This is a genomic window from Streptomyces sp. NPDC033221, from assembly GCF_055577005.1.
The window spans coordinates 188,385-210,671 of record NZ_JBVIQN010000010.1 but is presented as its reverse complement, the minus strand read 5'-3'; the positions used below and the strand labels follow the sequence as shown (position 1 = coordinate 210,671).

Genomic DNA, 22,287 nt, shown 5'->3' with positions numbered 1-22,287 from the left:
AAGAGGGGCGGAACGGGAAGGGGAGGAGCGAGTGCCTGCTGTGCGTGTCCATTCCGAGCTTGCGCCGGTACTGGAGGAGCTGCCTCCGCTGCTCGACCCGTACGCCGACATCGAGGGCACCCGTACCGGCCTGCACGCACTGGCCCGGCACTTCCCCGCGGACCGCGACGGGGTGACGAGCGAGCGCTTCGCCGTACCGCGGCCGGACGGTTCGCTGCTGGCCGTGGAGGTCTACCGGCCGGTGGACGCGCCGGGCCCGCTGCCCGGGATGCTGCACTTCCACGGCGGCGGCTACACCTTCGGGCAGGCACCGCCCGGCGAGGACCGTACGGCGATCGAGCTGGTCCGCGAAGTGCGCGCCGCGTTCGTCTCCGTGGAGTACCGCCTGGCTCCGGAGCACCCGTGTCCGGCGGCGGCCGAGGACTGCTACCTCGCCCTGGAATGGACGGCCGCGCAGGCCGCGGCGCTCGGTGTCGACCCCGCGCGCCTCGCGGTCGGCGGGCAGTCCGCCGGGGGCGGGCTCGCCGCCGCCGTCGCGCTGATGGCGCGTGACCGGGGCGGCCCGGCCCTCGTCCACCAGACCCTGGTTGTGCCCGACCTGGACGACACGGCCGGTACGGTCCCGACGCCCGCGGACGGCGACCCGCGGCTGCCCGACGGCGCGTTCATCCAGCGGGGCTGGCGGCATTACGCGCCCGAGGGGGCCGCCGCGTACCCGTACGCGGCGGCGGCCCGCGCCACCGACCTGCGCGGTCTGCCCGCCGCCTGCGTCGTCGTCTGCGGTCTCGATCCGCTACGGGACACCGGGCTCGCGTATGCCCGCCGGCTGATGGAGGCCGAGGTGCAGGTCGCACTGCACTACGTACCGGGGGCCTGGCACGGCTTCGAGATGTTCGCGCCGGATTCGCGGCTCGCGCGGGAGATGACGGCTGCCTGGACCGGACAGCTGCGTACTGCGCTTCAGGTACGGCCCCAGGCCGCCCTCAGCCACCAGCCGTGGCGACCAGCCCGCGCGTGATCCGACCAACGCCGCGACCAGCACCTCCCGCGGCTTGTCGGGCCGGTCCAGCCACCACAGCGCCAGCCCGTAGAGGGAACTGCGGATCGCCTCGCCCAGCGGTTCCAGTTCGGCCTCGGACAGGCCCGGGACGTACTCCCGCAGCAGTGCCACGTCGGTGGCGCGCTGACGGCGTTGCAGTTCGCGGTGGAAGTCCTGCACCTCCGGGTCGCCGGTGGTGTCGCGGAACATCATGCGCCACGTGTACGGGTGCGTCTGGACGTGGCCGAACCATGCGTCGTACATCGCCGTCATGCGCGTGACCAGGTCGCCCTCGCTGTGCAGGAGCTGCTCGATCGGTGCGGCGGCCAGTTCGTCGCGATGCCGTTCCAGGAGGGCGAGGTGGAGTTCCTTCTTGGAGTCGAAGTGCCGGTAGAGCATCGGCTTGCTGAGGCCCGCCTCGGCGGCGATGTCGCCGATGGTGGTGCCGGCGTAGCCGCGTTCGGCGAAGAGGCGGGCGGCGGTGTCCTGCGGTCCCGCCCGCGCCCCGGTTCCCTGCCCGGCCTGCGGTACGCGCAGACCGCGCTCACCGGCGGCATCGCCGCCGGACTGCCCCGGCTGCACCCCGGGCGCGCCGCGCTCATCGCGTCCTGGGAGGACGACACCGCGCTGGACCGTTTCCTCGCGGAGCACCCGCCGGCCCGGCACTTCGCCTCCGGCCGGCACTTCCGCCTGGAACCGCTCGGGGTGGGCGGCTCCTGGTCCGTCATGGCGCTCGACATCGCGCCCGACGCCCGCCCGGCGGACGAGGACGAGCGGGTGGCGGTCCGCACGCTGGGCGAAACCCGGCTCCGGCGCCTCGGCCCGTTCCTGCGCGCCAACTCCCTGGCGTCCGAACTGGCCGCCCGCCGATCCCGCCATGATCATGTCGGTCGCGATGGCCCGGCCGCCGGGCTTCGTCGCCGCCTTCTCCCTATGGCGCAGCCTGCGCGAGATGACGGCGTACGCCTACGGTGCCCAGCGCACCGAACACCGGGACACCATCACCGCGCACCGGGCCCGGCCGTTCCACCACGAGGCGGCGTTCGTCCGGTTACGCCCGTACGCGGTGACCGGGACGCCCGGCGGGCACGCTTCGTCCGGGGCGGCCACCCCGGCGTGACCACGCCATAGACTCGGCGGACAGCCGAGAACGTACGGAAAGGGAGCAGCGTTGGCCGACACCGGAGGGACTCCAGACGCCTCGGCACCGGCCACGGACACGGACCGGTCCGCGAAGGCCGCCAAGGCACCGGCGACGGCGCCCGAGAGCAAGCTGGGCCCCAAGGACCGGCGCAAGCGGATCGCGGACCGGGTGCTGGCCGAGGGACAGGTGAGCATCGAGGACCTGGTGCAGGAACTGGGCGTCAGCCAGATGACCGTCCACCGCGACCTCGACTCCCTGGAACACCAGGGCTGGCTGCGCAAGGTGCGCGGCGGGGCGACCGCCGCGCCCAACGCCCTGTTCGAGTCCAACGCGCGCTGGCGGGGCAACGAACAGGTGGCGGCGAAGGAGGCGATCTGCGCGGCCGCGCTGGCCATCGCCGAACCCGGCCAGGCCGTGATCATCGACGACTCCAGCACCGCCCTGCCGCTGGCCCGCTCGCTCGCTTCGCGCGGCGCGTACACGGTCATCACCAACTCGCTCCAGGTCATCAACGAGCTGGCCGAGGAGCCCGACATCCGGGTGATCGCGCTGGGCGGCGAGTACCACGCCGCCTTCAACGCCTTCCTCGGCATGTCCACGGCCGACATCGCCCGCAGCTTCCGCGCCGATGTCGCCTTCCTGTCCACCTCCGCCGTCGACAACGGCCACTGCTACCACCAGGCGCAGGAGAACGTCCTGGTCAAGCGGGCGTTGATGGCCGCGGCACGGCGCAGGGTGCTGCTGGTGGACCACTCCAAGTTCGGGCGCCAGGCACTGTACGAGCTGGCGCCACTGGCCGATTTCGACCTCGTCATCTCCGACGAACAGCTTCCGCAGGAGGAGCGGGACGCGCTGCAATCCCTGGGGGTACGGTACGAGTTGGCTACGGAGGGGGCGCATCGGTCATGAGTGACGGTCGGGAACGCGGGCAGCGGGCCGGGCAGCCGGATCCGGCGGCGGCCGGCGGTTTCGAACGGGTGAACCCGCCGGAGCTGTCGCCGCCGACCGGCTTCAGCCACGCCGTACGGGCCGCGCCCGGCACACTGGTGTTCCTGGCCGGCCAGACCGCGCTCGACGGCACCGGCCACATCGTCGGTGATGGCGTCGTCGAGCAGTTCGAGCGGGCCCTGGCCAACCTCCTGACCGCGGCGGCGGCCGCCGGCGCGGGCCCAGGCGACCTGGCCAAGCTGACCGTTTTCGCCGTGGACGTGGCCGACTACCGCAGCAACGCGGCGGCCATCGGCCAGGTGTGGAAACGGCTGGTCGGCAGTGACTATCCGGCGATGGCGGTCATCGGCGCGACACGGCTGTGGGACGAGGCGGCGCTGGTGGAGATCGAGGGCGTTGCGGTCGTCCGGTAGCGGCCGCTCGGACGCTGCCGGCCGCCCGCGTGCGTCACGCCACCGGCTGTTCCCGGTGCAGCTCCACCAGGTCGGCAGCATCCCGCTCGTCCAGTACGAGCCCGAAGTCCGCCTCCAGTACGGCCGGGATCTCCTCGGCCGGCACCTGGCGCACCACCCGGGACCAGTCGGGGCGGGTCAGCGTCAGTTCCGTACCGATCAGGGTGCGCCGCAGGTCCGGGCCGGGCTGCTGGACCACCATCCGGCCGGTGAACGGTGAGCGCGGGTGGGTGGAGATGTAGTAGTTGAAGACGCCGTAGTCAGCCGGGTACCGGGGCTCGGGACCGAAGGCGTACAGGTCGAACCAGCCGTCCTCGTGCCGCGAACGCAGCACCCAGGTGCCGTCCGCCCCCTCCCGTACCAAGCCGAACGTCCAGCCGCCCTGCCGGGCCTCGACGCCCTCGCGCAGCGGCACCGGCTCCAGCAGCGCCTCCCCGCCGAAGCCGACATCGGTGATCCAGTCCTCGCCGTCCAGCCGCACCTTGAGCAGGGCGTGGGTGACCGGCCGGATCTTGGCCTCGCCCATGCGGATACGGGCGCCGAGCCCGGAGACCCGGAAGCCGAGCCGGTCCAGCGCGGCGGCGTACAGCAGGTTCTGCTCGTAGCAGTAGCCGCCGCGGCGGCGGCCGACCATCTTCTCCTGGAGCGACTTCAGGTCCAGCAGCACCGGCCGGCCCAGGACGATCTCCAGGTTCTCGAAGCTGAAGGCGGCCGCATGCCGGGCGTGCAGCTCGCGCAGGGCGGCCGCCGTCGGGGCGCGCTCGCCCTCGTATCCGATGCGCGCGAGATACACGTCGAGGTCCAGCTGGTCCCCGCCCCAGACGGTGTCGGTCATGATCGGCCCTCTGCTCCTTCTGCGCCCTGGTTTTGCCCTCCTGGCTTCGCGCCCCGGGGCGGCTGGTCACACCTGCGACCCTACGAGACGGCCGGGGTGTGGGGCGGTACGCGGGGGGGCAGGCCCAGGAGAACGCGGGGGGCGGGAGGGGGTCTTCTGTCCGTCTGCCTCAGACAATGACCCCGTCGAAGCCGTAAGCGGAAGCGATCCGCGCGTGGTTCTGCAGCGGTACGTCCCAGGCGAAGACCTCCATCCGGTGGCCGTGAACGCCGCGCAGCCGGTGGACGGCGGCGACGTACTGCGCGTTCACCCTGGACAGCTGGGGGTTGATCTGGTCGACGTAGCGCGCGTACGACGGCAGCGCGTTCAGCGGCGGGTTGCCCAGGAACCCCGTACGGACGGCGGGCACCAGACGGTGCACCTTCTGCACGCTGCTCGCGCTGAAACTCTGCACCACCAGCCGACGGCGCACATGCCCCCGGTCGAGCCAGCCGGCACCCGACAGCTCCTTGACGATGCGCGCCTCGATGCCGGGGTAGTGCTGCGGGTTCTTGATCTCCAGCAGCAGCCGCAGGTCGTGGTCCTCCATGCGCCGCAGGAACTCAGCGAGCGTCGGGACGCGTTCACGTACGAAGCGCTTGCCGAACCAGCTTCCGGCGTCCAGCCGGGCGATCTCGGCGGCCGTGAAGTCGCGTACCCGCCAAGGGGCACGCTGGGGGAACACCTGCCGGGCGTTGGTGGTCCGCGTCAGCGTGGGGTCGTGCATCACCACCAGCTTGCCGTCCCGGGTCTGCTGTACGTCGTTCTCGACCCACGTGAAGCCCTGGCGGTCCGCCGCGTCCACCGCGGCGAGGGTGTTCTCCGGAGCCGCCCGGGAAGCGCCCCGGTGCGCGACGACGACCGGGCCGGTGAGCCAGGGAAAGCGCACGACACCGGCCAGAGGAGCCGTCACCTGACCGGCGGTACCCGGACTGGCGTTCGCGCTGCCTGCGCATACGGGCGTCAGGGCCGCGGTCAGCAGTGCGCATCCGGTGGCCGCCGCGATACGGAACGATCTCTGGTTCATCGAGGGGCCTCCCGGGCACGCCAACCGCAGACAGCAACGACTGCGACAGCCTTGCCCCGATATGCCCATGAGCATTCAGCCATGCCGCCATGCGGGGGCGCGTACGCCGGGGAGCGCGCACCCCGGCGCGCCGCCACGACCGAAAGCCTCCGCCGCCCCTCCATCGCCCCCCTCACATCACTCCTCACCAACATTCACCAGCCGATACCGCCCCACACCCCCACTCCCACCCTCATCTCCACTCCCACCCGCGTCTCCGCTCACATCCCCACTCCCGCCTGCCTCGCGGCGCACCAGCCCGCCGGTCGGTGCCGCGAAATGACTCCCCAGCATCAGCGCGCCGCTCCGCGCCACCTCGTCGAACAGCCACCGGCGCGTCCGTACGGCTTCATCCGGATCGATGTCGACACTGCTGCACAGCTCCGGGTGCGCCAGCTGCACGGGATGATGCACGCAGTCGCCGGTGATGACGGCCGACTGCCCCTGGCTGCGCAGGACGACCGCACTCTGGCCGGGCGTGTGGCCGGGCGTCGGAACGAGAGTGAGCCCCGGAAGGATCTCGGTACCGGGCGCGGCGACATCGACCAGGTCGAGCAGGCCGTGTTCCCGTACGGGTTCGACCGAGTCACGGAACATCTGACGGCGGCTCTCCTCCATGTCGACGCCGGACCAGTAGGTGTACTCGGCGCGTGAGGTGAGGTAGCGGGCGCGGGGGAACGTCGGCTGCCAACTGCCGTCGGGTGCGAGACGGGTGTTCCAGCCGACGTGGTCCGCGTGGAGGTGCGTGAGGATCACGTAATCGATCTGCTCCGGCGGGAAGCCGGCGGCGGTGAGCCGGTCGAGGTAGGGCGTGTCGAGCCGGTCCCAGGCGGGGTTGGCGCGTGTCTTGCCGTTGCCGATCCCCGTATCGACCAGTACGCGCAAACCGTCGATCTCCAGCGCGAAGGTGTGCACGGCGGCGCGGAGCGTGCCGTCGGGGCGGGCGAACGCCGGTGCGAGCCAGGGCACTTCGGAGACGAGTTCCGGCGTCGCCTCGGGGAGCAGCCAGGCGCCGGTCTCGGGCGGCAGCACGACTTCGTCGATGCGGTGCACGACGATGTCGCCGACGCGCCAGGGGGATTCGGGATGACGGGACATGGGACCTCCATACGGTCAGGCGGGAGCGCGGGCCGGGGCCGGGACCAGGACGGGAGCACCAACCGCACCCGAACGGGACGACACAGGCAGGGAGCCCCCACCCGGCAACCAAAAGCTAAATATTTGCCTTAATCAAGACTAGCCCTCTACGCTCACCAAACGCAAAGCAATAGCTTTTAACAGCCCCGACCGCCCCTACCTCCCCACGGAGGCGCCATGCCCGCTCCCGCCCTCTCCCCCGAAGACATCGCCCGCCTGGCCCACCGGGCCGGACTGCCGCTCCCCGAGGACCGCCTGGCCGGCGTCACCGCCACCGTGAACGTGATCGACACCGTCGTCAGCTCCCTGCGCCGCCTGCCCCTGGGCGACACCCCGCCCGCCCCCGCCTTCACCGCCGTCCCGCACCCCCACCTCCCCCGGAAGTCCTCATGACACACACCCCCACCTCCACTCCCACCCCTCTCCTCCCCCACCACCTCTCCCTCACCGAAGCCGCCCGCCTCATCGCGGACCGCTCCCTCTCCCCCGTCGAACTCACCACCTCCGTCCTCGACCGGATCGCCGCCGTGGACGCCAAGTCCGGCGCCTATGTGACGGTGACCGCCGACGCGGCGCTCCGCTCCGCCGCCGAAGCCGAACGGGAGATCGCCGCCGGGCACCACCGCGGCCCGCTGCACGGCGTCCCCGTGGCACTGAAGGACCTGATCGACGTCGCCGGCGTACCGACCACGGCGAGCTCCCGGGTACGGGCCGACCACACCTCGGACGCGGACGCCGCCGTGACGGAGCGGCTCCGCGCGGCGGGCGCCGTACTGATCGGCAAGACCCACACCCACGAATTCGCGTACGGCCTGACCACCCCGCAGACCCGCAACGCCTGGTCACCCGGGCATGTCGCCGGGGGCTCCAGCGGCGGCTCCGCGGTCGCCGTCGCGGCCGGCACGGCCACCTTCGCCCTCGGCACCGACACCGGCGGCTCGATCCGCGTCCCCGCCGCGCTCAACCATGTCGTCGGCCTGAAGCCGACGTACGGCCTGGTGCCCCGGCACGGAGTGACCTCCCTGTCGTGGTCGCTGGACCACGTCGGCCCGATCACCCGTACGGTCGGTGACGCGGCCCTGGTCCTCCAGGCGCTCGCCGGCCACGACCCGCGCGACCCGGCGTCCCTCGACCACCCCCGCGAGGACTACACCCGCGCCCTCGGCACACCGGTCGCCGGCCTGCGCGTCGGCGTCCCCGTCAACTACTACTTCGACCGGGTCCAGCCCCAGGTGGCGGCAGCGGTACGGGCCGCCGTCGACGCGCTCACCGCGCTCGGCGCCACCGCCGTACCCGTACACATCCCGATGACGGAGTACGTCCACGCCGCCCAGTGGGGCCACATGGTCCCCGAGGCCACGGCGTACCACCAGGACACGCTGCGGGCCGACCCCGACCTGTACTCCGACGACGTACGGATACTCCTCGAAGCGGGCGAATTCTTCCCGGCGACCGACTACATCCGCGCCCAGCGCGCCCGCACTCTGATGCACCAGGCCTGGCTGGACCTGTTCCGCGGCACCGGCAGCGCCGACGGCTCGGGCGGCTCCGAGGGGCTGGACGGCATCGACGTACTCGCCGCCCCCACCGTCCCCGCCACCGCCGCCCTCGCCGACCAGCAGACCTTCACCTGGCCCGACGGCTCGACCGAGCCCGTCTCCGACGCCTACGTACGCCTCTCCGCCCCCGCCAACCTCACCGGCTTCCCGGCTCTCTCCGTACCCGTGGGCCTCGACGACCAGGGCCTCCCCATCGGGATGCAGCTGATCGGGCGCCCGCTCGCCGAATCCGTTCTCTTCCGGCTCGGCCACGCGTACGAGACCGCCCACCGTCCGGTTCCGGCAGTGGCCCCCGTGTAACCGTCAGCAGCCGTGCAGTAGCCGCTCCACCAGCCCCCGGGCGTAACCCGGAGCGGCACCAGCACCAGCACCAACGCCCGCCCCCACCCCTACTCCAGCCGCCCCGGCCCCAGCCATCCCCGTCTCCGGCCCCGGCCGGAACAGAATCCGGTACATCATCGGCGCCACGAGGTGATCCATGACCTCCTCCAGCTCAGGCGCCGCCTCACCTCGCCCGGCCGCCCGCTCCAGCAGGACCCGTACCTGCTCGGCCGCGTACTCGGAACACTGCCCAGCGTTGCTGCCATCCGGGTCTCCTGCCAGCGCGTCCCGGATGTACGCACGCCCGGCCGCGGACGCCATCTCGTCCAGGAACTGCTCGGCCCAGGCGCCGAGGTCGGCACGGAGCGAGCCGTGGTCCTCCGGCGCCCCCTCCGGCCGCAGCCGCTCCACCGCCACATCGGACAGCAGTTCCTGCAGGTCACCCCACCGCCGGTACACGGTCGACGGCGTCACCCCGGCCCGCGCCGCGATCAGCGGCACGGTCAGCCCGTCCCGCCCCCGCTCGGCGATCAGCTCCTGTACGGCCCGGTGCACCGACTCCTGCACCCGCGCACTACGCCCACCGGGGCGAGCGGCCTTCCTGCTGCCCTTGGCCGCGGCCCCGGAACCTTCACTCACGCTGCCATTCACGCCTTCACCTTAACGCGAAATATTTGCTTCAGTGGGGCTCGACGGTCGGCTCCGGCCAAAGGCGTTGTCCGCGTGCCCTTCTGTCACACCCATGCCTCATGTTGCAGAGCACGGCACGAGGGGGCGGAATGGCGCGGGATTACGACAGTCAACTGCTGGAGTCGGTGGCGGTACGCCGGCGCAGGATGCGTGATGCCTTGCTGTTCGGTGCCCAGCGGGGGCGGCGCTCGGTGGACGAGCGGCTCGGGAAGGTGTCCGCCGGAATCGTCGTCGCGGCCGTCCTGTGCGTGTCGCGTGGTCGTTCCTGCAGCACACGCTGGCGCAGCAGAAGGCCGAGCAGGACAAGCAGCGAGGCCAGATACGGCAGTACGAGCAGCCGGCCAAGACCTAGAATCCATTGATCAGATTCGGGCGGAGCTTTGCAAGGTTTTGCAGCATTCCGGGGAACAACGCAGCGGACTACCGTGGCGGGGGGCGATTTCTTGACGCAGGACCGAGCGAAGACCGAGAACAGCGGCACGCCCAGTGGGGCCGGAAGTGCGCCGGTGCCCCGATGACAGGTTCCCGCGCATGGTGAACCGGGCGACGACGCCCCAGGCTCAGCTGAGCCGGGTGACATTGGTCGGCGAGCGACGCCGGGCCGACATCGTGCTGCTTTCCGACACACCGGTAGGTCAGCTGATCCCGGACATCCTGAAGTTGCTGGGCGACCGGCCCGGGTCGCGGCCGACATCCCGGCAGTTGATCACGTCCGACGGGTCGGCGCTTCCGCACGACAGCACGCTGGCGTCCGCCGATATCGCCGACGGCGCCGTACTCCGGCTCGTCAGGACGCACTCCGCGCCGCCCGCCCCCGGAAGGCTTCACCAGACTCCCCAACGGCACCGTAAAAGCCCCAGACCATCTCACCCTTCTCCCCTCGGGCACGGTCCGCCTTCCCACCGACGGCCCACCGCGCTACCTGGACGTCGACGGCAACATCTACCGCCCGGACGGGTCCATCGAGCAGCATGCCGGCGCGGCGCCCAGGGACCTGACGTCCACGCCTGCGGACAGCGCGGATAGACCCCGCGTAGACACCCCACCCCGCCAAGAGCAGCGCGTGACGGCGGGTGTCGGCGGACGGGGCGATGAGGTCGTGCGTGTGGGGTCCGATGCGTCCGAGCCGGCGCGCGCGGGTGACACCAAAGCCAACGATTACACCGGGGCGGGCGCGCATGCGCCGGCCAACAGCCACTCCCCAGGCGGTGGCGGCCTGGACAACTCACGGAACAGTACTGCCCAGACCGTCGAACGCATCGATGGTTGGTGGCCACGACACCGGCGACTCGGGACATGAGACGACGTCCGGCTCAGGAACAGCAAGCAGTTCGCACGAACCGCCGCCCGGAGGTGGCGGTGGCCATGAGCCGCGTGGGAGCGAGACGCATCCACGCCCAGGCGACGGTCCTGGGCGCCCCAACGAACCGCTTCCGGAACTGACACCGCAAGAACGCGCTGAGCACTGGGGCCACCTCGGGGAGGTGGAGCAACGCAACCCCGAGGAATTTGATCACCTTCAACGCGACCCGGACAAAAACGGTGGAATCTCAGACCCCTCGAAGGACGAGGCCAGGGTGGGATTGGATATTCGAGAACAAACCAGACTTCCCCAAGATATCCAGCGCCCACTAGAGGCTGATCGGGGCGAGTTCTACTCGCCGAGCACGGGAAAATACTACGACATCAAGGGCGTTCACTCCGACTGGCCACCGTTCAACAACGTCCGGGGCAAGTCGCAGCCATTCCGAGGTGCTTACGACCCGTCGAACAACGGTAGATGGGTCAAGAAACTTTCCGAACAGATTGTCGACAAGATACGCACTGTTATCCTGGACGTCCGAAATACAAACCAATCGGCGATCGACGATATCAAGCTCATCGTCCAGAAGAACGGCTGGGAATACCATGTCATCTGGTACCCGTAAAGGCTGGGCGCCTCGCAAATTTCCTGCCGACCCCGTCGCAGCAGACCGTTTGCGGGAGTGGCTCGCCACACCTGAAGGGCAGGCGCTGGACGCGGTAGGGCTCGACTTCAGCGGCGCCGACCTGTCCTGCGGTGACTTCAGCGAGTCATGGTTCACCGACGCCGATTTGTCCAATGCGAATCTGACCAACGTAGAACTTTATCGCGCCGACGTCCAAGGCGCCGACCTTTCCGGAGCCAACCTGACCGGGGCTTCACTGGTGCGAGCCAACCTGGACGATGCGACTATGCGGGACGCGACCCTCGACAGGGTGGATTTCGTGAAGGCCTCACTGTACAGCGTGGACGCATCAAATGCGAGCTTCCGTGGCGCACGCCTGATGGGCGCTTCTTTCCTCGATGTGAACCTGCGTGGCTCGGATCTGACGGATGCAACGGCACAGGAAAATTCTTTCCAGGTCAGGATCGATGAACACACCATATTCCGTGGATTCTCAGGTTCAATTTTCGGCCCCGCAGAACTTGCCCACGATGAAGAGATTCGAGAGCTTCACGGCGATGACCTCGAAAGCTTCATCAACGCAAAAGGTGGGCACGTGACAGTGGTTCCACGGCATTCGCAGCCCGTCAACTGATATCCCCGACATCACACGCGCCGCCGAACGCGTTCGGATCCCCCTGACACTACGCACCGATCGCCGAGCCCATCGAGCGAAAGCAACCAGACGCCGCCAGTGGACGTGCACAACGTCCGGCATGAGCTTCGCCGGGCGTCGATGTCACCTGGCCCACGCAGCGACCGAGCGGCGGCTGCCCGGGAAGGCGGCCGCTCACGAAGCGTCTGCGCATTCGATCATGTACACGCTTGGCGAATCCCCCAGCGCCCCCTCGCCGACGCGAAGGGAACTGAATGAAAAACCCCAGCTCAGACGATTTCTGAGCTGGGGTTTTCAACTGAGCCGCCTAAGGGAATCGAACCCTTGACCTACGCATTACGAGTGCGTCGCTCTGGCCGACTGAGCTAAGGCGGCGTGGTGCGGGGCCCAGTCTACACATCGGATGGGGGTGGTCCGAACCGGGTTCTCGGGGGTCAGGAGCAGTGCTTGTCGGGGGGTGGGGGTGTGGCTTCGAGGAGGTAGGTGTTGATGGTGGTGTCGATGCAGTCGCTGCCGCGGCCGTAGGCGGTGTGGCCGTCGCCCTCGTAGGTGAGGAGGGTGGCGGAGGTGAGCTGGGAGGCGAGGGAGCGGGCCCAGGGGTAGGGGGTGGCCGGGTCGCGGGTGGTGCCTACGACGAGGATCGGGGCGGCGCCGTCGGCGGTGATGCGGTGGGGTTCGCCGGTGGGCTTGACCGGCCAGTAGGCGCAGTTCAGGGCGGCCCAGGCGAAGCTTTCGCCGAAGACCGGGGAGGCCTTGCGGAAGGCGGGGAGGGCGGCGCGTACCTCGTCGGGGCCGGAGAAGGAGCCGGGGAGGTCGAGGCAGTTCACGGCGGGGTTGGCGAACATCTGGTTGGCGTAGGTGCCGTCCGGGTCGCGTTCGTAGTAGGAGTCGGAGAGGGCCAGCAGGCCGCGGCCGTCGCCCTTCTGGGCCTCGGCGAGGTATTCGCGCAGGACCGGCCAGGCGCCCTCGTCGTACATGGCGGCCGTCACACCGCTGGTGGCTAGGGATTCGGTGAGGGTACGGGGGCTGCCGGTGGGGGCGGGGTGGGCGTCGAGTTTCTCGAAGAGGGCGGAAAGGCGGCGGCCCGCTTCGTCGGGGCCGCCGGTGCCGAGGGGGCAGTCGCGTTGTTTGGCGCAGTCCTTGGCGAAGGCCGTGAAGGCGGTGTTGAAGCCGGCGGTCTGGTCGCGGTTCATGGTGCGGGCCGGCAGGGCGGGGTCCATGGCGCCGTCGAGGACGAGGCGGCCGACGCGGGAGGGGAAGAGGCCGGCGTACGTGGCGCCGAGGAGGGTGCCGTAGGAAGCGCCCACGTAGGTGAGTTTGCCGTCGCCGAGGACGGCCCGCAGGACGTCCATGTCGCGCGCCGATTCGACGGTCGAGACGTGGCCGAGGCGGGCGCCGGAGCGGGTGCGGCAGCCCTGGGCGAAGGCGCGCATGGCGGAGGTCAGGCGGTCGGTCTCGGCGTCGTCGTCAGGGGTCTGGTCGACGCGGGTGAAGTCGTCCATCTGGGCGTTGGACAGGCAGGTGACCGGCTCGCTGCGGGCTACGCCGCGCGGGTCCATGGCCACCATGTCGTAGCGGGCCCGGACGGCTTCTGGCTGCGGCGCGTACTGCTGGAGGTAGTCGATCGCCGAACCGCCCGGCCCGCCCGGGTTGACCATCAGGGAGCCGAGGCGGCTGCCCGGGCCGGTGGCCTTCTTACGGGAGACGGCCAGCTTCAGGTCGGTGGAGGCGTCGGGCTTCCCGTAGTCGAGCGGGGCCTTCAGCGTCGTGCATTCGAAGCCGACGATGCCGCAGTCGCGCCAGGTCAGGCGCTGGTCGTAGTACGGGCGCAGGGTGGCGGGGACGGCGGTGGGGAGGGGCTTGAGGGTGGCCGTCGCCGTGTCGCGGTCGGCGCCGCCGGCGCCCGCACGGCCGTTCGTCGGCTGTCCGGAGGCCGCGGCGCCCGACGGGGAACTGCCCGACGAACAGCCGGAGACGAGCAGTGCGGTGGCCGTCAGGACGGTACCGGCGGTGCGGAGCAGGCGGCTGGTGGCCATGGCGGTCCGTCCCTGAGTCGGTGATGAGTCGGCGACGCGCGACAGTGGGACGGAGCGTATCCGGGCGGGGACGTTCCGTGTAGGAGCTGGCCCTCGTATGGGTGAGGGAGGGCGCCCCTCAGCCCTTGCGGAGGGCCGCTGTCATCGCCTCCACCGCCAGGAGCGGTGCCACGTTGCGGTCGAGGGCCTGGCGGCAGGCGATGACCGCTTCTATCCGGCGGAGGGTGCGCTCCGGGGACGAGGAGGAGGCGATGCGCCGGACGCTGTCGCGCGCCTCGTCGTTGGCGAGCGGGACCGTGGCGTTCAGCTGGACGGCGAGGACGTCGCGGTAGAAGCCGGTGAGGTCGGTCAGGGCGAGGTCGAGACTGTCGCGCTGGGTTCGGGTGGAGCGGCGCTTCTGCTTGTCCTGGAGTTCCTTCATGGCGCCCGCCGTACCGCGCGGCAGGCGGCCGCCCGTGCCGGCGGCGGCGCCGAGGGCGGCGCGCAGCTCCTCCGTCTCCTTGGCGTCGACGTCCTCCGCGACCTGTTTGGCGTCCTCCGTCGCGGCGTCGATCAGTTCCTGGGCGCCCCTGAGGCAGCCGCCTATGTCGTCGATGCGCAGGGGCAGTTTCAGTACGGCGTTGCGGCGGGCGCGGGCCCGTTCGTCGGTGGCCAGGCGGCGGGCGCGGCCGATGTGCCCTTGGGTGGCCCGGGCGGCGGCCGCCGCAGCGTCGGGGTCGATGCCGTCCCGGCGGATCAGGACGTCGGCGACGGCGGCGACCGGCGGCGTACGCAGGGTCACGTGGCGGCAGCGGGAGCGGATGGTGGGCAGGACGTCCTCGATGGAAGGGGCGCACAGCAGCCAGACCGTACGGGGAGCGGGTTCCTCGACGGCCTTGAGGAGGACGTTGCCCGCGCCTTCGGTGAGGCGGTCGGCGTCCTCCAGGACGATGACCTGCCAGCGGCCGCCGGACGGGGACATGGAGGAGCGGCGGACCAGGTCGCGGGTCTCCTTGACGCCGATCGAGAGCAGGTCCGTACGGACGATCTCGACGTCGGCGTGGGTGCCCACCAGGCTCGTGTGGCAGCCGTCGCAGAAGCCGCAGCCGGGTACGCCGCCGAGCGCGCGGTCCGGGCTGACGCACTGGAGAGCGGCGGCGAAGGCGCGCGCCGCGGTGGCCCGGCCGGAGCCGGGCGGGCCGGTGAACAGCCAGGCGTGCGTCATCTTCGACGCGCCGGACTGCGCTATCGGGTCGGCGCCGTTGCGGGCCGCGCCCTCGGCGGTGACCAGCGCGTCCGCGTCGCGTGCGGCAGCGGCAAGCTGCTCCGTCAGGCGCTCCTGCCCGACCACGTCGTCCCACACAGCCATCTCGCTGCCCGCCGTTCCTGTCTGTCCGTCCAGCCCGTCCTGCCGGTGCCGTCGCGCCGCCTCGCGACACCCGTTCTCCTGTGTCGTCGCGCCGCGCCCCGTGCTCGTTCCATTGTGGGGCCTGGCACTGACAGCCCGGGCCGGAGGGCCGGAGGGCGGGCGAGAGGGAGGCCGGGAAGGGGCGAGCCCCTGGCGGCGGTCGGGAGACAGCTGCCAGGGGCTCGCCCTGTGTATATGCGCGTCGTGTGTACGCGTCACCGGTTCGCCGGTGTCAGCCCCGGCGTCCCCGCCGGCCGCGGCCCCGCTGGTCGTCCTCGTCCTCGCGCGGGCCGAGGAGTTCGTCGGCCAGCGTCGGGAGGTCGTCCAGCGGGGTCTCCTCCGCCCACTCCGGGCGGCGGCGCCGTACGGGCTCGACCGGTTCGCCGGTGGCCGGGTCGATCTGCGGGAGTTCCCTCGTGCGTTCCACACCGGAGACGTGGGAGGCATCGGAGACACCGGAGGCGCCGGAGGCACCCGACCGCCGTTCCGTGCGGCCGTCCTCCTCCTTGCGGAACATCCACGCCGGAACACGGTCCGCCGGATCGCCCCCGCGCCGCTCCTGCTCGCGCTCCTGCCAGCCCCGGCCCGCCTCGGGCCGTACGGGCGGCAGCACCGCGGTCTCGTCGGAGGCGCCCGGGGCGTCCCGGTGCTGCGGCAGGACGGCGGTCTCCTCCGCGTCCGAGGACGCGGCGGCATCCGTACGGGCCGCCTTCGGCTCCGTAGGCTCCGAACGCCCCTGCCGCTCCAGCCCCGCCATCGGCGTCTCCGTCGTCGGCGCCTCCGCGGCCTCCGCCGCCCGCGCCGCCGCTTCCTCGGCCTCGCGCGCGGCCTGGGCCTCGGCCTTGGCCCGTGCTTCCGCCTCGGCCTTGGCCTTGGCTTCCGCCTCGGCCGCGGCTGCCAGGCGTGCCTGCTCGGCGCGCAGCAGGGCCTCTTCGGCCTTGCGCTGCTTCTCCAGGCGGCGTTCCTCTGCTTCCTTGCGGAGCCGTGCCTCTTCCTCGGCCTGCTTGCGCAGCCGTTCCTGCTCGGCCTGCCGCGCGCGCTCCTCGGCCTCGCGCCGCTGACGCTCCTCCTCGGCGGCCTGGCGGGCCTCCTCGGCGCGCTTGCGTGCTTCTTCGGCCTGGCGGGCGGCCTCGCGGGCCTTGGCCTCTTCGATCTCGCGGCGCTTGCGCTCTTCCTCCTCGGCCCGCAGCTTGGCGAGCTGCTCCTGCCGTTCGCGCTCCTTGCGCTCCTCCTCGGCCTTGCGGGCGGCCTCTTCCTCGGCCTTGCGCCGGGCTTCCTCCTCGGCGGCCTTACGGGCCTCTGCCTGGGCTTTGATCTCGGCCTCGGACAGCGGCAGCACCTGGTCGAGGCGGTGGCGTACGACGGTGGTGACGGCCTCCGGCTCCTGGCCGGCGTCCACGACGAGGTAGCGCGCCGGGTCGGCGGCGGCCAGGGTCAGGAAGCCGGAGCGGACGCGCTGGTGGAACTCGGCGGGCTCGGACTCCATCCGGTCCGGGGCCTCGGTGAAGCGCTCGCGGGCGGTCTCCGGGGAGACGTCGAGGAGGACGGTCAGGTGCGGTACGAGACCGTCGGTGGCCCAGCGGGAGATCCGGGCGATCTCGGTGGGGGCGAGGTTGCGGCCCGCGCCCTGGTAGGCGACGGAGGAGTCGATGTAGCGGTCGGTGATGACGACCGCGCCACGTTCGAGGGCGGGGCGGATCACGCTGTTGACGTGTTCGGCGCGGTCGGCGGCGAACATCAGCGCCTCGGCGCGGTCCGACAGGCCCGAGGTGGACACGTCGAGGATGATCGAGCGCAGCCGCTTGCCGATGGCGGTGGCGCCCGGCTCGCGGGTCACCACGACCTCGTGGCCCTTGCCGCGGATCCACTCGGCCAGCGCCTCGACCTGCGTCGACTTGCCGGCGCCGTCGCCGCCCTCCAGGGCGATGAAGAAGCCGGTGGGAGCCGGTGCCTGGTCCGGGTCGCCGCCGCGCAGGGCTTCGCGCAGGTCGCGTCCGAGGGGGACGCCCTGCCGGTCGTCGACCTTGCCGAGCACCCACGCGGCGACCGGCAGCAGCAGCGCGCCGACCAGCATCAGGGTGAAGGCCGCGCCGCCGTGCGAGAAGACGTTCTTGTCGCCTGCCAGGTGGTGCGGGCCGATGACCGCGGCGAGCAGCGGCGCGACGATGACGGCCAGTGCGACGACGAGCCGTACGACCGCGTGCAGGTGCTCGGTCGTGCGGGCCGAGCGGGTTTCTTCCGTCTCCTGGTCCAGGAGGGTGTGCCCGGTGTTGGCCGCGATGCCCGCCGCCACTCCGGCGAGCAGGGTCAGCAGGACGACCGTGGTGGTGTCCGGGACCAGTCCGGCCGCGAGCAGGGCCAGGCCCGTGACGGCGACGGCGAGGGCCAGCAGGCGGCGCCGGGACAGTGCAGGCAGTACCTTGCGCGCGCCGCGGATGCCGGCCACCGGGCCGGCGCTCAGGCCCAGCACCAGCAGCCCGAAGGCGACCGGGCCGCCGCCCAGGTCACCGGCGTGCAGGACCGCGACGGAGACGGCCGCGGCGATCGCGCCGGCCACCGCCGCGCAGGCCAGGACCAGCAGCGGTACGGCGTTCGTACGGCCGCGGTCGACGCCGGCGTCGCTCTTGGGGCGGCGCAGACCCTCCAGGGGGGAGCGCGGGCGCGGTGTCTGCGTGCCGGGGAGTTCCAGGAAGTACAGGATCGAGACGGAGGCGGCGAAGAGGCCGGAGGCCACGTACGAGGCGAGTGCGGCCTGGTGGTCGGCGAACCAGTCGATGCCGTTGGCCAGCAGCCTGCTGACCAGCGCGACGACGATCAGGCCGGCGGCGGCCACCGGCAGCGCGACGAAGGCGGTACGCAGCGACAGGCGGCGCAGCGCGTCCAGGTTGTCCGGCAGCGGGCGGACGGCCGTGCCCTCGGCGGGGGGCGCGGGCAGCAGTCCGGGCGCCGCGCTCTCCCGCGCGACGGTCCAGAAGCGCTCGGCCACGCCGGTGACGAAGACCGTCGCCAGCAGCCAGATCAGCGCGCTGCCGGGGGTCCAGTCGATCCACAGCGGGGCCACGACCAGCAGCGCCAGCCGCAAACCGTCCGCGCCGATCATGGTCCAGCGGCGGTCCAGCGGGCCCGACGGCGCGGTCAGCGCGGACAGCGGGCCCAGCAGCACCGCCCCGGAGAGCAGGGTGGCCAGCATCCGGACCGCGAAGACGGCGGCGACGGCGAGGGCCGCGCCCCGATAGCCGCCGCCGAAGGCCGCCTGGCCGCCGAAGGGTACGTACACCGCCGCTTGCAGCGTCAGCAGTACGAGCACCAAAAGGGCCAGGGCATCGCCGATCGCCCCGACGAACTGTGCGCTCCAGAGCCGCTTCAGTGGGGGGAAGCGGAGCAGGGCTCGCACGGCGCGCTCGCGGGAGTCCGCGACGAGGGCGCCGGATGTGGGGGTCACGACCGTAGGGAGCTCGGCACGCGTCATTCCGCCAGCCTATCGGCCGGATATGACAGGTCCAGCTGCCACCCGAACACACGGACGGGTGGGTTTGGGGCGGGGCCTCCCGGAACGCCCTGGTGCGGATGGTCCGGAAGACCCGGCCTCAGTCCTCCAGCAGTATGTCGTCGAAGATCTCGATCACCACGATGACGAGCAGACCGTGGGCGACGACGTACTCGATGAGGAGTCCCGGCGCCACCTGGGCCTTGCGGTCGTCCTCATGCGTGCCGATATGTGCCGTGGCCTTGTGGTACGGGTCGAGAGCGAGCTTGGCCAGCCCGCGTTCGAGCATGTCCCGCCGCTCCGGCACCATGGCGTCAGCGGTCGCCTTCGCCTCGACGGTGTAGGTGACGCGGTACGTCAACGTGCTCCCCCCTCAGCTCTCCACGCTCTCGGCCGCCGCCTTCTTCGCAGCCGTGGCCGTGGCCGTCGTCTTCTTCGCGGCGGTCGTCTTCTTGGCCGTCGTGGTCTTCTTCGCGGCCGCAGCCGTCGTCTTCTTGGCGGCCGTCTTCTTCGCCGGGGCCTTCTTGGCGGCGGTCTTCTTCGCCGTCGCCTTCTTGGCCGGGGCTTTCTTGGCGGTCTTCTTCTTCGCCGGGCCCTTGGCGCGCTTCTCGGCGAGCAGCTCGTACCCGCGCTCCGGCGTGATCGTCTCGACGTCGTCGTCCCGCCGCAGCGTCGCGTTGGTCTCGCCGTCGGTGACGTACGGGCCGAAGCGGCCGTCCTTGACGACCACCGGGCGCTCGCTGACCGGGTCGGTGCCCAGCTCCTTCAGCGGCGGCTTGGCGGCAGCGCGGCCGCGCTGCTTGGGCTGCGCGTAGATCGCGAGGGCCTGCTCCAGCGTGATGTCGAAGAGCTGGTCCTCGCTCTCCAGGGAGCGCGAGTCGGTGCCCTTCTTCAGGTACGGGCCGTAGCGGCCGTTCTGCGCGGTGATCTCGACGCCCTCGGGGTCCTTGCCGACGACGCGCGGCAGCGACATCAGTTTGAGGGCGTCGGCGAGGGTGACGGTGTCCAGGGACATCGACTTGAAGAGCGAGGCGGTGCGCGGCTTGACCGCGTTCTTGCCGGTCTTCGGGGTGCCCTCGGGCAGGATCTCGGTGACGTACGGGCCGTAGCGGCCGTCCTTGGCGACGATCTGGTTGCCGCTGTGCGGGTCCATGCCCAGTTCGAAGTCGCCGCTCGGCTTGGCGAGCAGTTCCTCCGCGTACGCGACGGTCAGCTCGTCGGGTGCCAGGTCCTCCGGGACGTCGGCGCGCTGGTGGCCCTCGGCGTCCTTCTCGCCGCGCTCCACGTACGGGCCGTAGCGGCCGACCCGGAGCATGATGCCGTCGCCGACCAGGAAGGAGGAGATCTCCCGGGCGTCGATCGCGCCGAGGTCGGTGACCAGTTCCTTCAGGCCGCCGAGGTGGTCGCCGTCGCCGTTGCCTGCCTCGGAGGCGGCGCCGGCCGCCTCGCCCTCGCCGAAGTAGAAGCGGCGCAGCCACGGCACGGACTGGGCCTCGCCGCGGGCGATGCGGTCGAGGTCGTCCTCCATCTTGGCGGTGAAGTCGTAGTCGACGAGGCGCCCGAAGTGCTTCTCCAGGAGGTTGACCACGGCGAAGCTCAGGAAGGACGGCACCAGGGCGGTGCCCTTCTTGAAGACGTAGCCGCGGTCCAGGATCGTGCCGATGATCGACGCGTACGTCGACGGGCGGCCGATCTCGCGCTCTTCCAGCTCCTTGACCAGCGTGGCCTCGGTGTAGCGGGCCGGCGGCTTGGTGGCGTGGCCGTCCGCGGTGATCTCCCGCGCGCTCAGCGGGTCGCCCTCGGTGACCTGGGGCAGCCGCCGCTCGCGGTCGTCCAGCTCGGCGTTCGGGTCGTCGGCGCCTTCCACGTACGCCTTGAGGAAGCCGTGGAAGGTGATGGTCTTGCCGGAGGCGCTGAACTCGGCGTCCCGGCCGTCCGACGCCCGGCCGCCGATCTTGACGGTGACGGAGTTGCCGGTCGCGTCCTTCATCTGGGAGGCGACGGTCCGCTTCCAGATCAGCTCGTACAGCTTGAACTGGTCGCCGGTCAGACCGGTCTCCGCCGGAGTGCGGAAACGATCACCCGACGGGCGGATCGCCTCGTGCGCCTCCTGCGCGTTCTTGACCTTGCCGGCGTACGAGCGCGGCTTGTCCGGCAGGTACGAGGCGCCGTACAGCTGCGTCACCTGGGCGCGGGCCGCGGAGATCGCGGTGTCCGAGAGCGTCGTGGAGTCCGTACGCATATAGGTGATGAAGCCGTTTTCGTACAGCTTCTGCGCCACCTGCATGGTGGACTTCGCGCCGAAGCCCAGCTTGCGGCTGGCCTCCTGCTGGAGCGTGGTCGTACGGAACGGGGCGTACGGGGAGCGGCGGTACGGCTTGGACTCGACCGAGCGGACCGCGAAGTCGGTGTCCGCCAGGGCGGCGGCCAGCGCGCGGGCGTTGGCCTCGTCCAGGTGCAGGACGTCGCTGTTCTTCAGCTGCCCGTTGGCGCCGAAGTCACGGCCCTGGGCGACGCGGCGGCCGTCGACCGCGGACAGGCGGGCGGCCAGGGTGGCCGGGTCGCTGGTGTCGCCGGCCCGGCCGGTGGAGAACGTGCCGGTCAGGTCCCAGTACTCGGCGGAGCGGAAGGCGATGCGCTCGCGCTCCCGCTCGACGACGAGGCGAGTGGCCACCGACTGCACACGGCCGGCCGACAGCCGCGGCATGACCTTCTTCCACAGGACCGGCGAGACCTCGTAGCCGTAGAGGCGGTCGAGGATGCGGCGGGTCTCCTGGGCGTCGACCAGCTTCTGGTTCAGCTCGCGGGGGCTGGCGACGGCGGCGCGGATCGCGTCCTTGGTGATCTCGTGGAAGACCATCCGGTGGACCGGCACCTTGGGCTTGAGGATCTCCTGGAGATGCCAGGCGATGGCCTCGCCCTCGCGGTCCTCATCGGTGGCGAGGAAGAGTTCGTCGGACTCGGCCAGCAGCTCCTTGAGCTTCTTGACCTGGTCCTTCTTGTCGCTGTTGACGACGTAGATCGGCTGGAAGTCGGCGTCGACGTTCACGCCGAGGCGGGCCCAGGGCTCGCCCTTGTACTTCGCCGGGACCTCCGCCGCGCCGTTCGGGAGGTCGCGGATGTGCCCGACGCTGGCCTCGACCACGTAGCCGGGGCCGAGGTAGCCCTTGATCGTCTTCGCCTTGGCAGGCGACTCGACGATGACGAGTCGGCGGCCGCCGCCCTGTGCGGTCTCGCTGGTCGGGGACAACTTCGCTCTTCTCTCCGGTCGACGCTGGGGGTAACCCCCCGGGCCGGAGCTCTGGGGGACACTGCGGTGACGCTTGACGCTGCGGAGTGTGACGGTACATCCCGCCCTCGTGTCAAACGGAAAAACCCCGCAACGCCACTCGAACGGTAACCCGACTACATGCCTTCATGCCGCCCGGACCGGACACGGGCCGGTGACCGGGCCCGGCGCGTTCCGGGTGCGCGGCGGGGCCGGGAAGGTACGGCGGGACTCCTGAAGGCCGGGTCACGCTGGCAGGATGGACGGCGGCCGTATCCGTTCCCACGCGCCGTCCG

17 protein-coding genes, 1 tRNA gene and 3 pseudogenes are annotated in these 22,287 nt (G+C 71.3%); 10 read left to right on the top strand and 11 right to left on the bottom strand.

All coding sequences use genetic code 11. The features are described 5' to 3' along the window. The first annotated feature begins 40 nt into the window (after window positions 1–40). Complete coding sequence (locus ACZ53K_RS16240; protein ID WP_468836384.1) at window positions 41–1,018, top strand: alpha/beta hydrolase; 978 nt, start codon at window positions 41–43, stop codon at window positions 1,016–1,018. Window positions 1,019–1,453: 435 nt separating this feature from the next. On the opposite strand, the pseudogene ACZ53K_RS16235 reads toward ACZ53K_RS16240, so the two are convergent. Continuing rightward, window positions 1,454–1,918 (bottom strand): annotated as a pseudogene (locus ACZ53K_RS16235) (helix-turn-helix domain-containing protein); the annotation flags it as partial. Here ACZ53K_RS16235 and ACZ53K_RS16230 point away from each other — a divergent pair. From ACZ53K_RS16230 to ACZ53K_RS16220, 3 genes are read left to right on the top strand one after another with little or no spacing between them, the layout of a single operon-like run. Further along, window positions 1,917–2,159 carry a hypothetical protein gene (locus ACZ53K_RS16230; protein ID WP_468836382.1) on the top strand — a complete coding sequence of 81 codons (243 nt, stop codon included), beginning with the start codon at window positions 1,917–1,919 and terminating at the stop codon, window positions 2,157–2,159. The pseudogene ACZ53K_RS16235 and the gene ACZ53K_RS16230 overlap by 2 nt on opposite strands. 51 nt (window positions 2,160–2,210) lie before the next feature. Further along, entirely contained in the window at window positions 2,211–3,092 is an 882-nt protein-coding gene (locus ACZ53K_RS16225; protein ID WP_468836379.1) for a DeoR/GlpR family DNA-binding transcription regulator, read from the top strand. Continuing rightward, a complete protein-coding gene (locus tag ACZ53K_RS16220) occupies window positions 3,089–3,544 on the top strand; it encodes a RidA family protein (protein ID WP_468836377.1) in 456 nt (151 codons plus the stop codon). The genes ACZ53K_RS16225 and ACZ53K_RS16220 overlap by 4 nt, the downstream gene beginning before the upstream one ends. A 34-nt stretch (window positions 3,545–3,578) precedes the next feature. Here ACZ53K_RS16220 and ACZ53K_RS16215 read toward each other — a convergent pair whose 3' ends face one another. From ACZ53K_RS16215 to ACZ53K_RS16205, 3 genes are all read right to left on the bottom strand, one after another. After that, window positions 3,579–4,418 carry an arylamine N-acetyltransferase family protein gene (locus tag ACZ53K_RS16215; RefSeq protein ID WP_468836374.1) on the bottom strand — a complete coding sequence of 280 codons (840 nt, stop codon included), beginning with the start codon at window positions 4,416–4,418 and terminating at the stop codon, window positions 3,579–3,581. A 169-nt stretch (window positions 4,419–4,587) separates the two neighbouring features. Continuing rightward, the gene (locus ACZ53K_RS16210; RefSeq protein WP_468836372.1) at window positions 4,588–5,484 is read right to left on the bottom strand and encodes a glycerophosphodiester phosphodiesterase; all 897 of its coding nucleotides are present in this window, start codon (window positions 5,482–5,484) and stop codon (window positions 4,588–4,590) included. Window positions 5,485–5,661: 177 nt separating this feature from the next. Further along, complete coding sequence (locus ACZ53K_RS16205; protein ID WP_468836369.1) at window positions 5,662–6,621, bottom strand: MBL fold metallo-hydrolase; 960 nt, start codon at window positions 6,619–6,621, stop codon at window positions 5,662–5,664. Window positions 6,622–6,837: 216 nt separating this feature from the next. Between ACZ53K_RS16205 and ACZ53K_RS16200 the strand changes: the two genes are divergently transcribed. Together ACZ53K_RS16200 and ACZ53K_RS16195 are read left to right on the top strand one after the other, a co-directional pair. Then, window positions 6,838–7,053, top strand: a complete 216-nt coding sequence (locus ACZ53K_RS16200) for a hypothetical protein (protein ID WP_468836367.1) — start codon at window positions 6,838–6,840, stop codon at window positions 7,051–7,053. Beyond that, window positions 7,050–8,519 (top strand): amidase, encoded by a 1,470-nt coding sequence (locus tag ACZ53K_RS16195; RefSeq protein WP_468836364.1) that lies wholly within the window; start codon window positions 7,050–7,052, stop codon window positions 8,517–8,519. The genes ACZ53K_RS16200 and ACZ53K_RS16195 overlap by 4 nt, the downstream gene beginning before the upstream one ends. 3 nt (window positions 8,520–8,522) lie before the next feature. On the opposite strand, the gene ACZ53K_RS16190 is transcribed toward ACZ53K_RS16195, so the two are convergent. Further along, window positions 8,523–9,179, bottom strand: a complete 657-nt coding sequence (locus ACZ53K_RS16190) for a TetR/AcrR family transcriptional regulator (RefSeq protein WP_468836361.1) — start codon at window positions 9,177–9,179, stop codon at window positions 8,523–8,525. A 140-nt stretch (window positions 9,180–9,319) separates the two neighbouring features. Here ACZ53K_RS16190 and ACZ53K_RS16185 point away from each other — a divergent pair. From ACZ53K_RS16185 to ACZ53K_RS16170, 4 genes and pseudogenes are all read left to right on the top strand, one after another. After that, window positions 9,320–9,582: pseudogene (locus tag ACZ53K_RS16185) on the top strand (hypothetical protein). Window positions 9,583–9,761: 179 nt separating this feature from the next. Continuing rightward, window positions 9,762–10,046: pseudogene (locus ACZ53K_RS16180) on the top strand (EsaB/YukD family protein); the annotation flags it as partial. A 668-nt stretch (window positions 10,047–10,714) separates the two neighbouring features. After that, window positions 10,715–11,158, top strand: coding sequence for a hypothetical protein (locus ACZ53K_RS16175; RefSeq protein ID WP_468836358.1), 444 nt, complete (start codon window positions 10,715–10,717; stop codon window positions 11,156–11,158). Next, window positions 11,139–11,792 carry a pentapeptide repeat-containing protein gene (locus ACZ53K_RS16170; protein ID WP_468836356.1) on the top strand — a complete coding sequence of 218 codons (654 nt, stop codon included), beginning with the start codon at window positions 11,139–11,141 and terminating at the stop codon, window positions 11,790–11,792. Before ACZ53K_RS16175 ends, ACZ53K_RS16170 begins: the two co-directional genes overlap by 20 nt. A gap of 322 nt (window positions 11,793–12,114) precedes the next feature. Here the strand turns inward: ACZ53K_RS16170 and ACZ53K_RS16165 are convergent. The 6 genes from ACZ53K_RS16165 to topA all read right to left on the bottom strand — a co-directional run bounded on the left by ACZ53K_RS16165 (window position 12,115) and on the right by topA (window position 21,973). Then, window positions 12,115–12,188, bottom strand: a tRNA-Thr gene (locus tag ACZ53K_RS16165). Between the two features lie 59 nt (window positions 12,189–12,247). Next, window positions 12,248–13,849, bottom strand: a complete 1,602-nt coding sequence (locus ACZ53K_RS16160) for an alpha/beta hydrolase (RefSeq protein WP_468836354.1) — start codon at window positions 13,847–13,849, stop codon at window positions 12,248–12,250. Between the two features lie 118 nt (window positions 13,850–13,967). Then, window positions 13,968–15,197 (bottom strand): DNA polymerase III subunit delta', encoded by a 1,230-nt coding sequence (locus ACZ53K_RS16155; RefSeq protein ID WP_468836351.1) that lies wholly within the window; start codon window positions 15,195–15,197, stop codon window positions 13,968–13,970. A gap of 271 nt (window positions 15,198–15,468) precedes the next feature. After that, window positions 15,469–18,705, bottom strand: coding sequence for a dTMP kinase (gene tmk / locus ACZ53K_RS16150; RefSeq protein WP_468836348.1), 3,237 nt, complete (start codon window positions 18,703–18,705; stop codon window positions 15,469–15,471). Between the two features lie 118 nt (window positions 18,706–18,823). Continuing rightward, window positions 18,824–19,084 (bottom strand): hypothetical protein, encoded by a 261-nt coding sequence (locus ACZ53K_RS16145; protein ID WP_468836345.1) that lies wholly within the window; start codon window positions 19,082–19,084, stop codon window positions 18,824–18,826. A 12-nt stretch (window positions 19,085–19,096) separates the two neighbouring features. Next, the gene (gene topA / locus ACZ53K_RS16140; protein WP_468836341.1) at window positions 19,097–21,973 is read right to left on the bottom strand and encodes a type I DNA topoisomerase; all 2,877 of its coding nucleotides are present in this window, start codon (window positions 21,971–21,973) and stop codon (window positions 19,097–19,099) included. Window positions 21,974–22,287 lie beyond the last annotated feature (314 nt).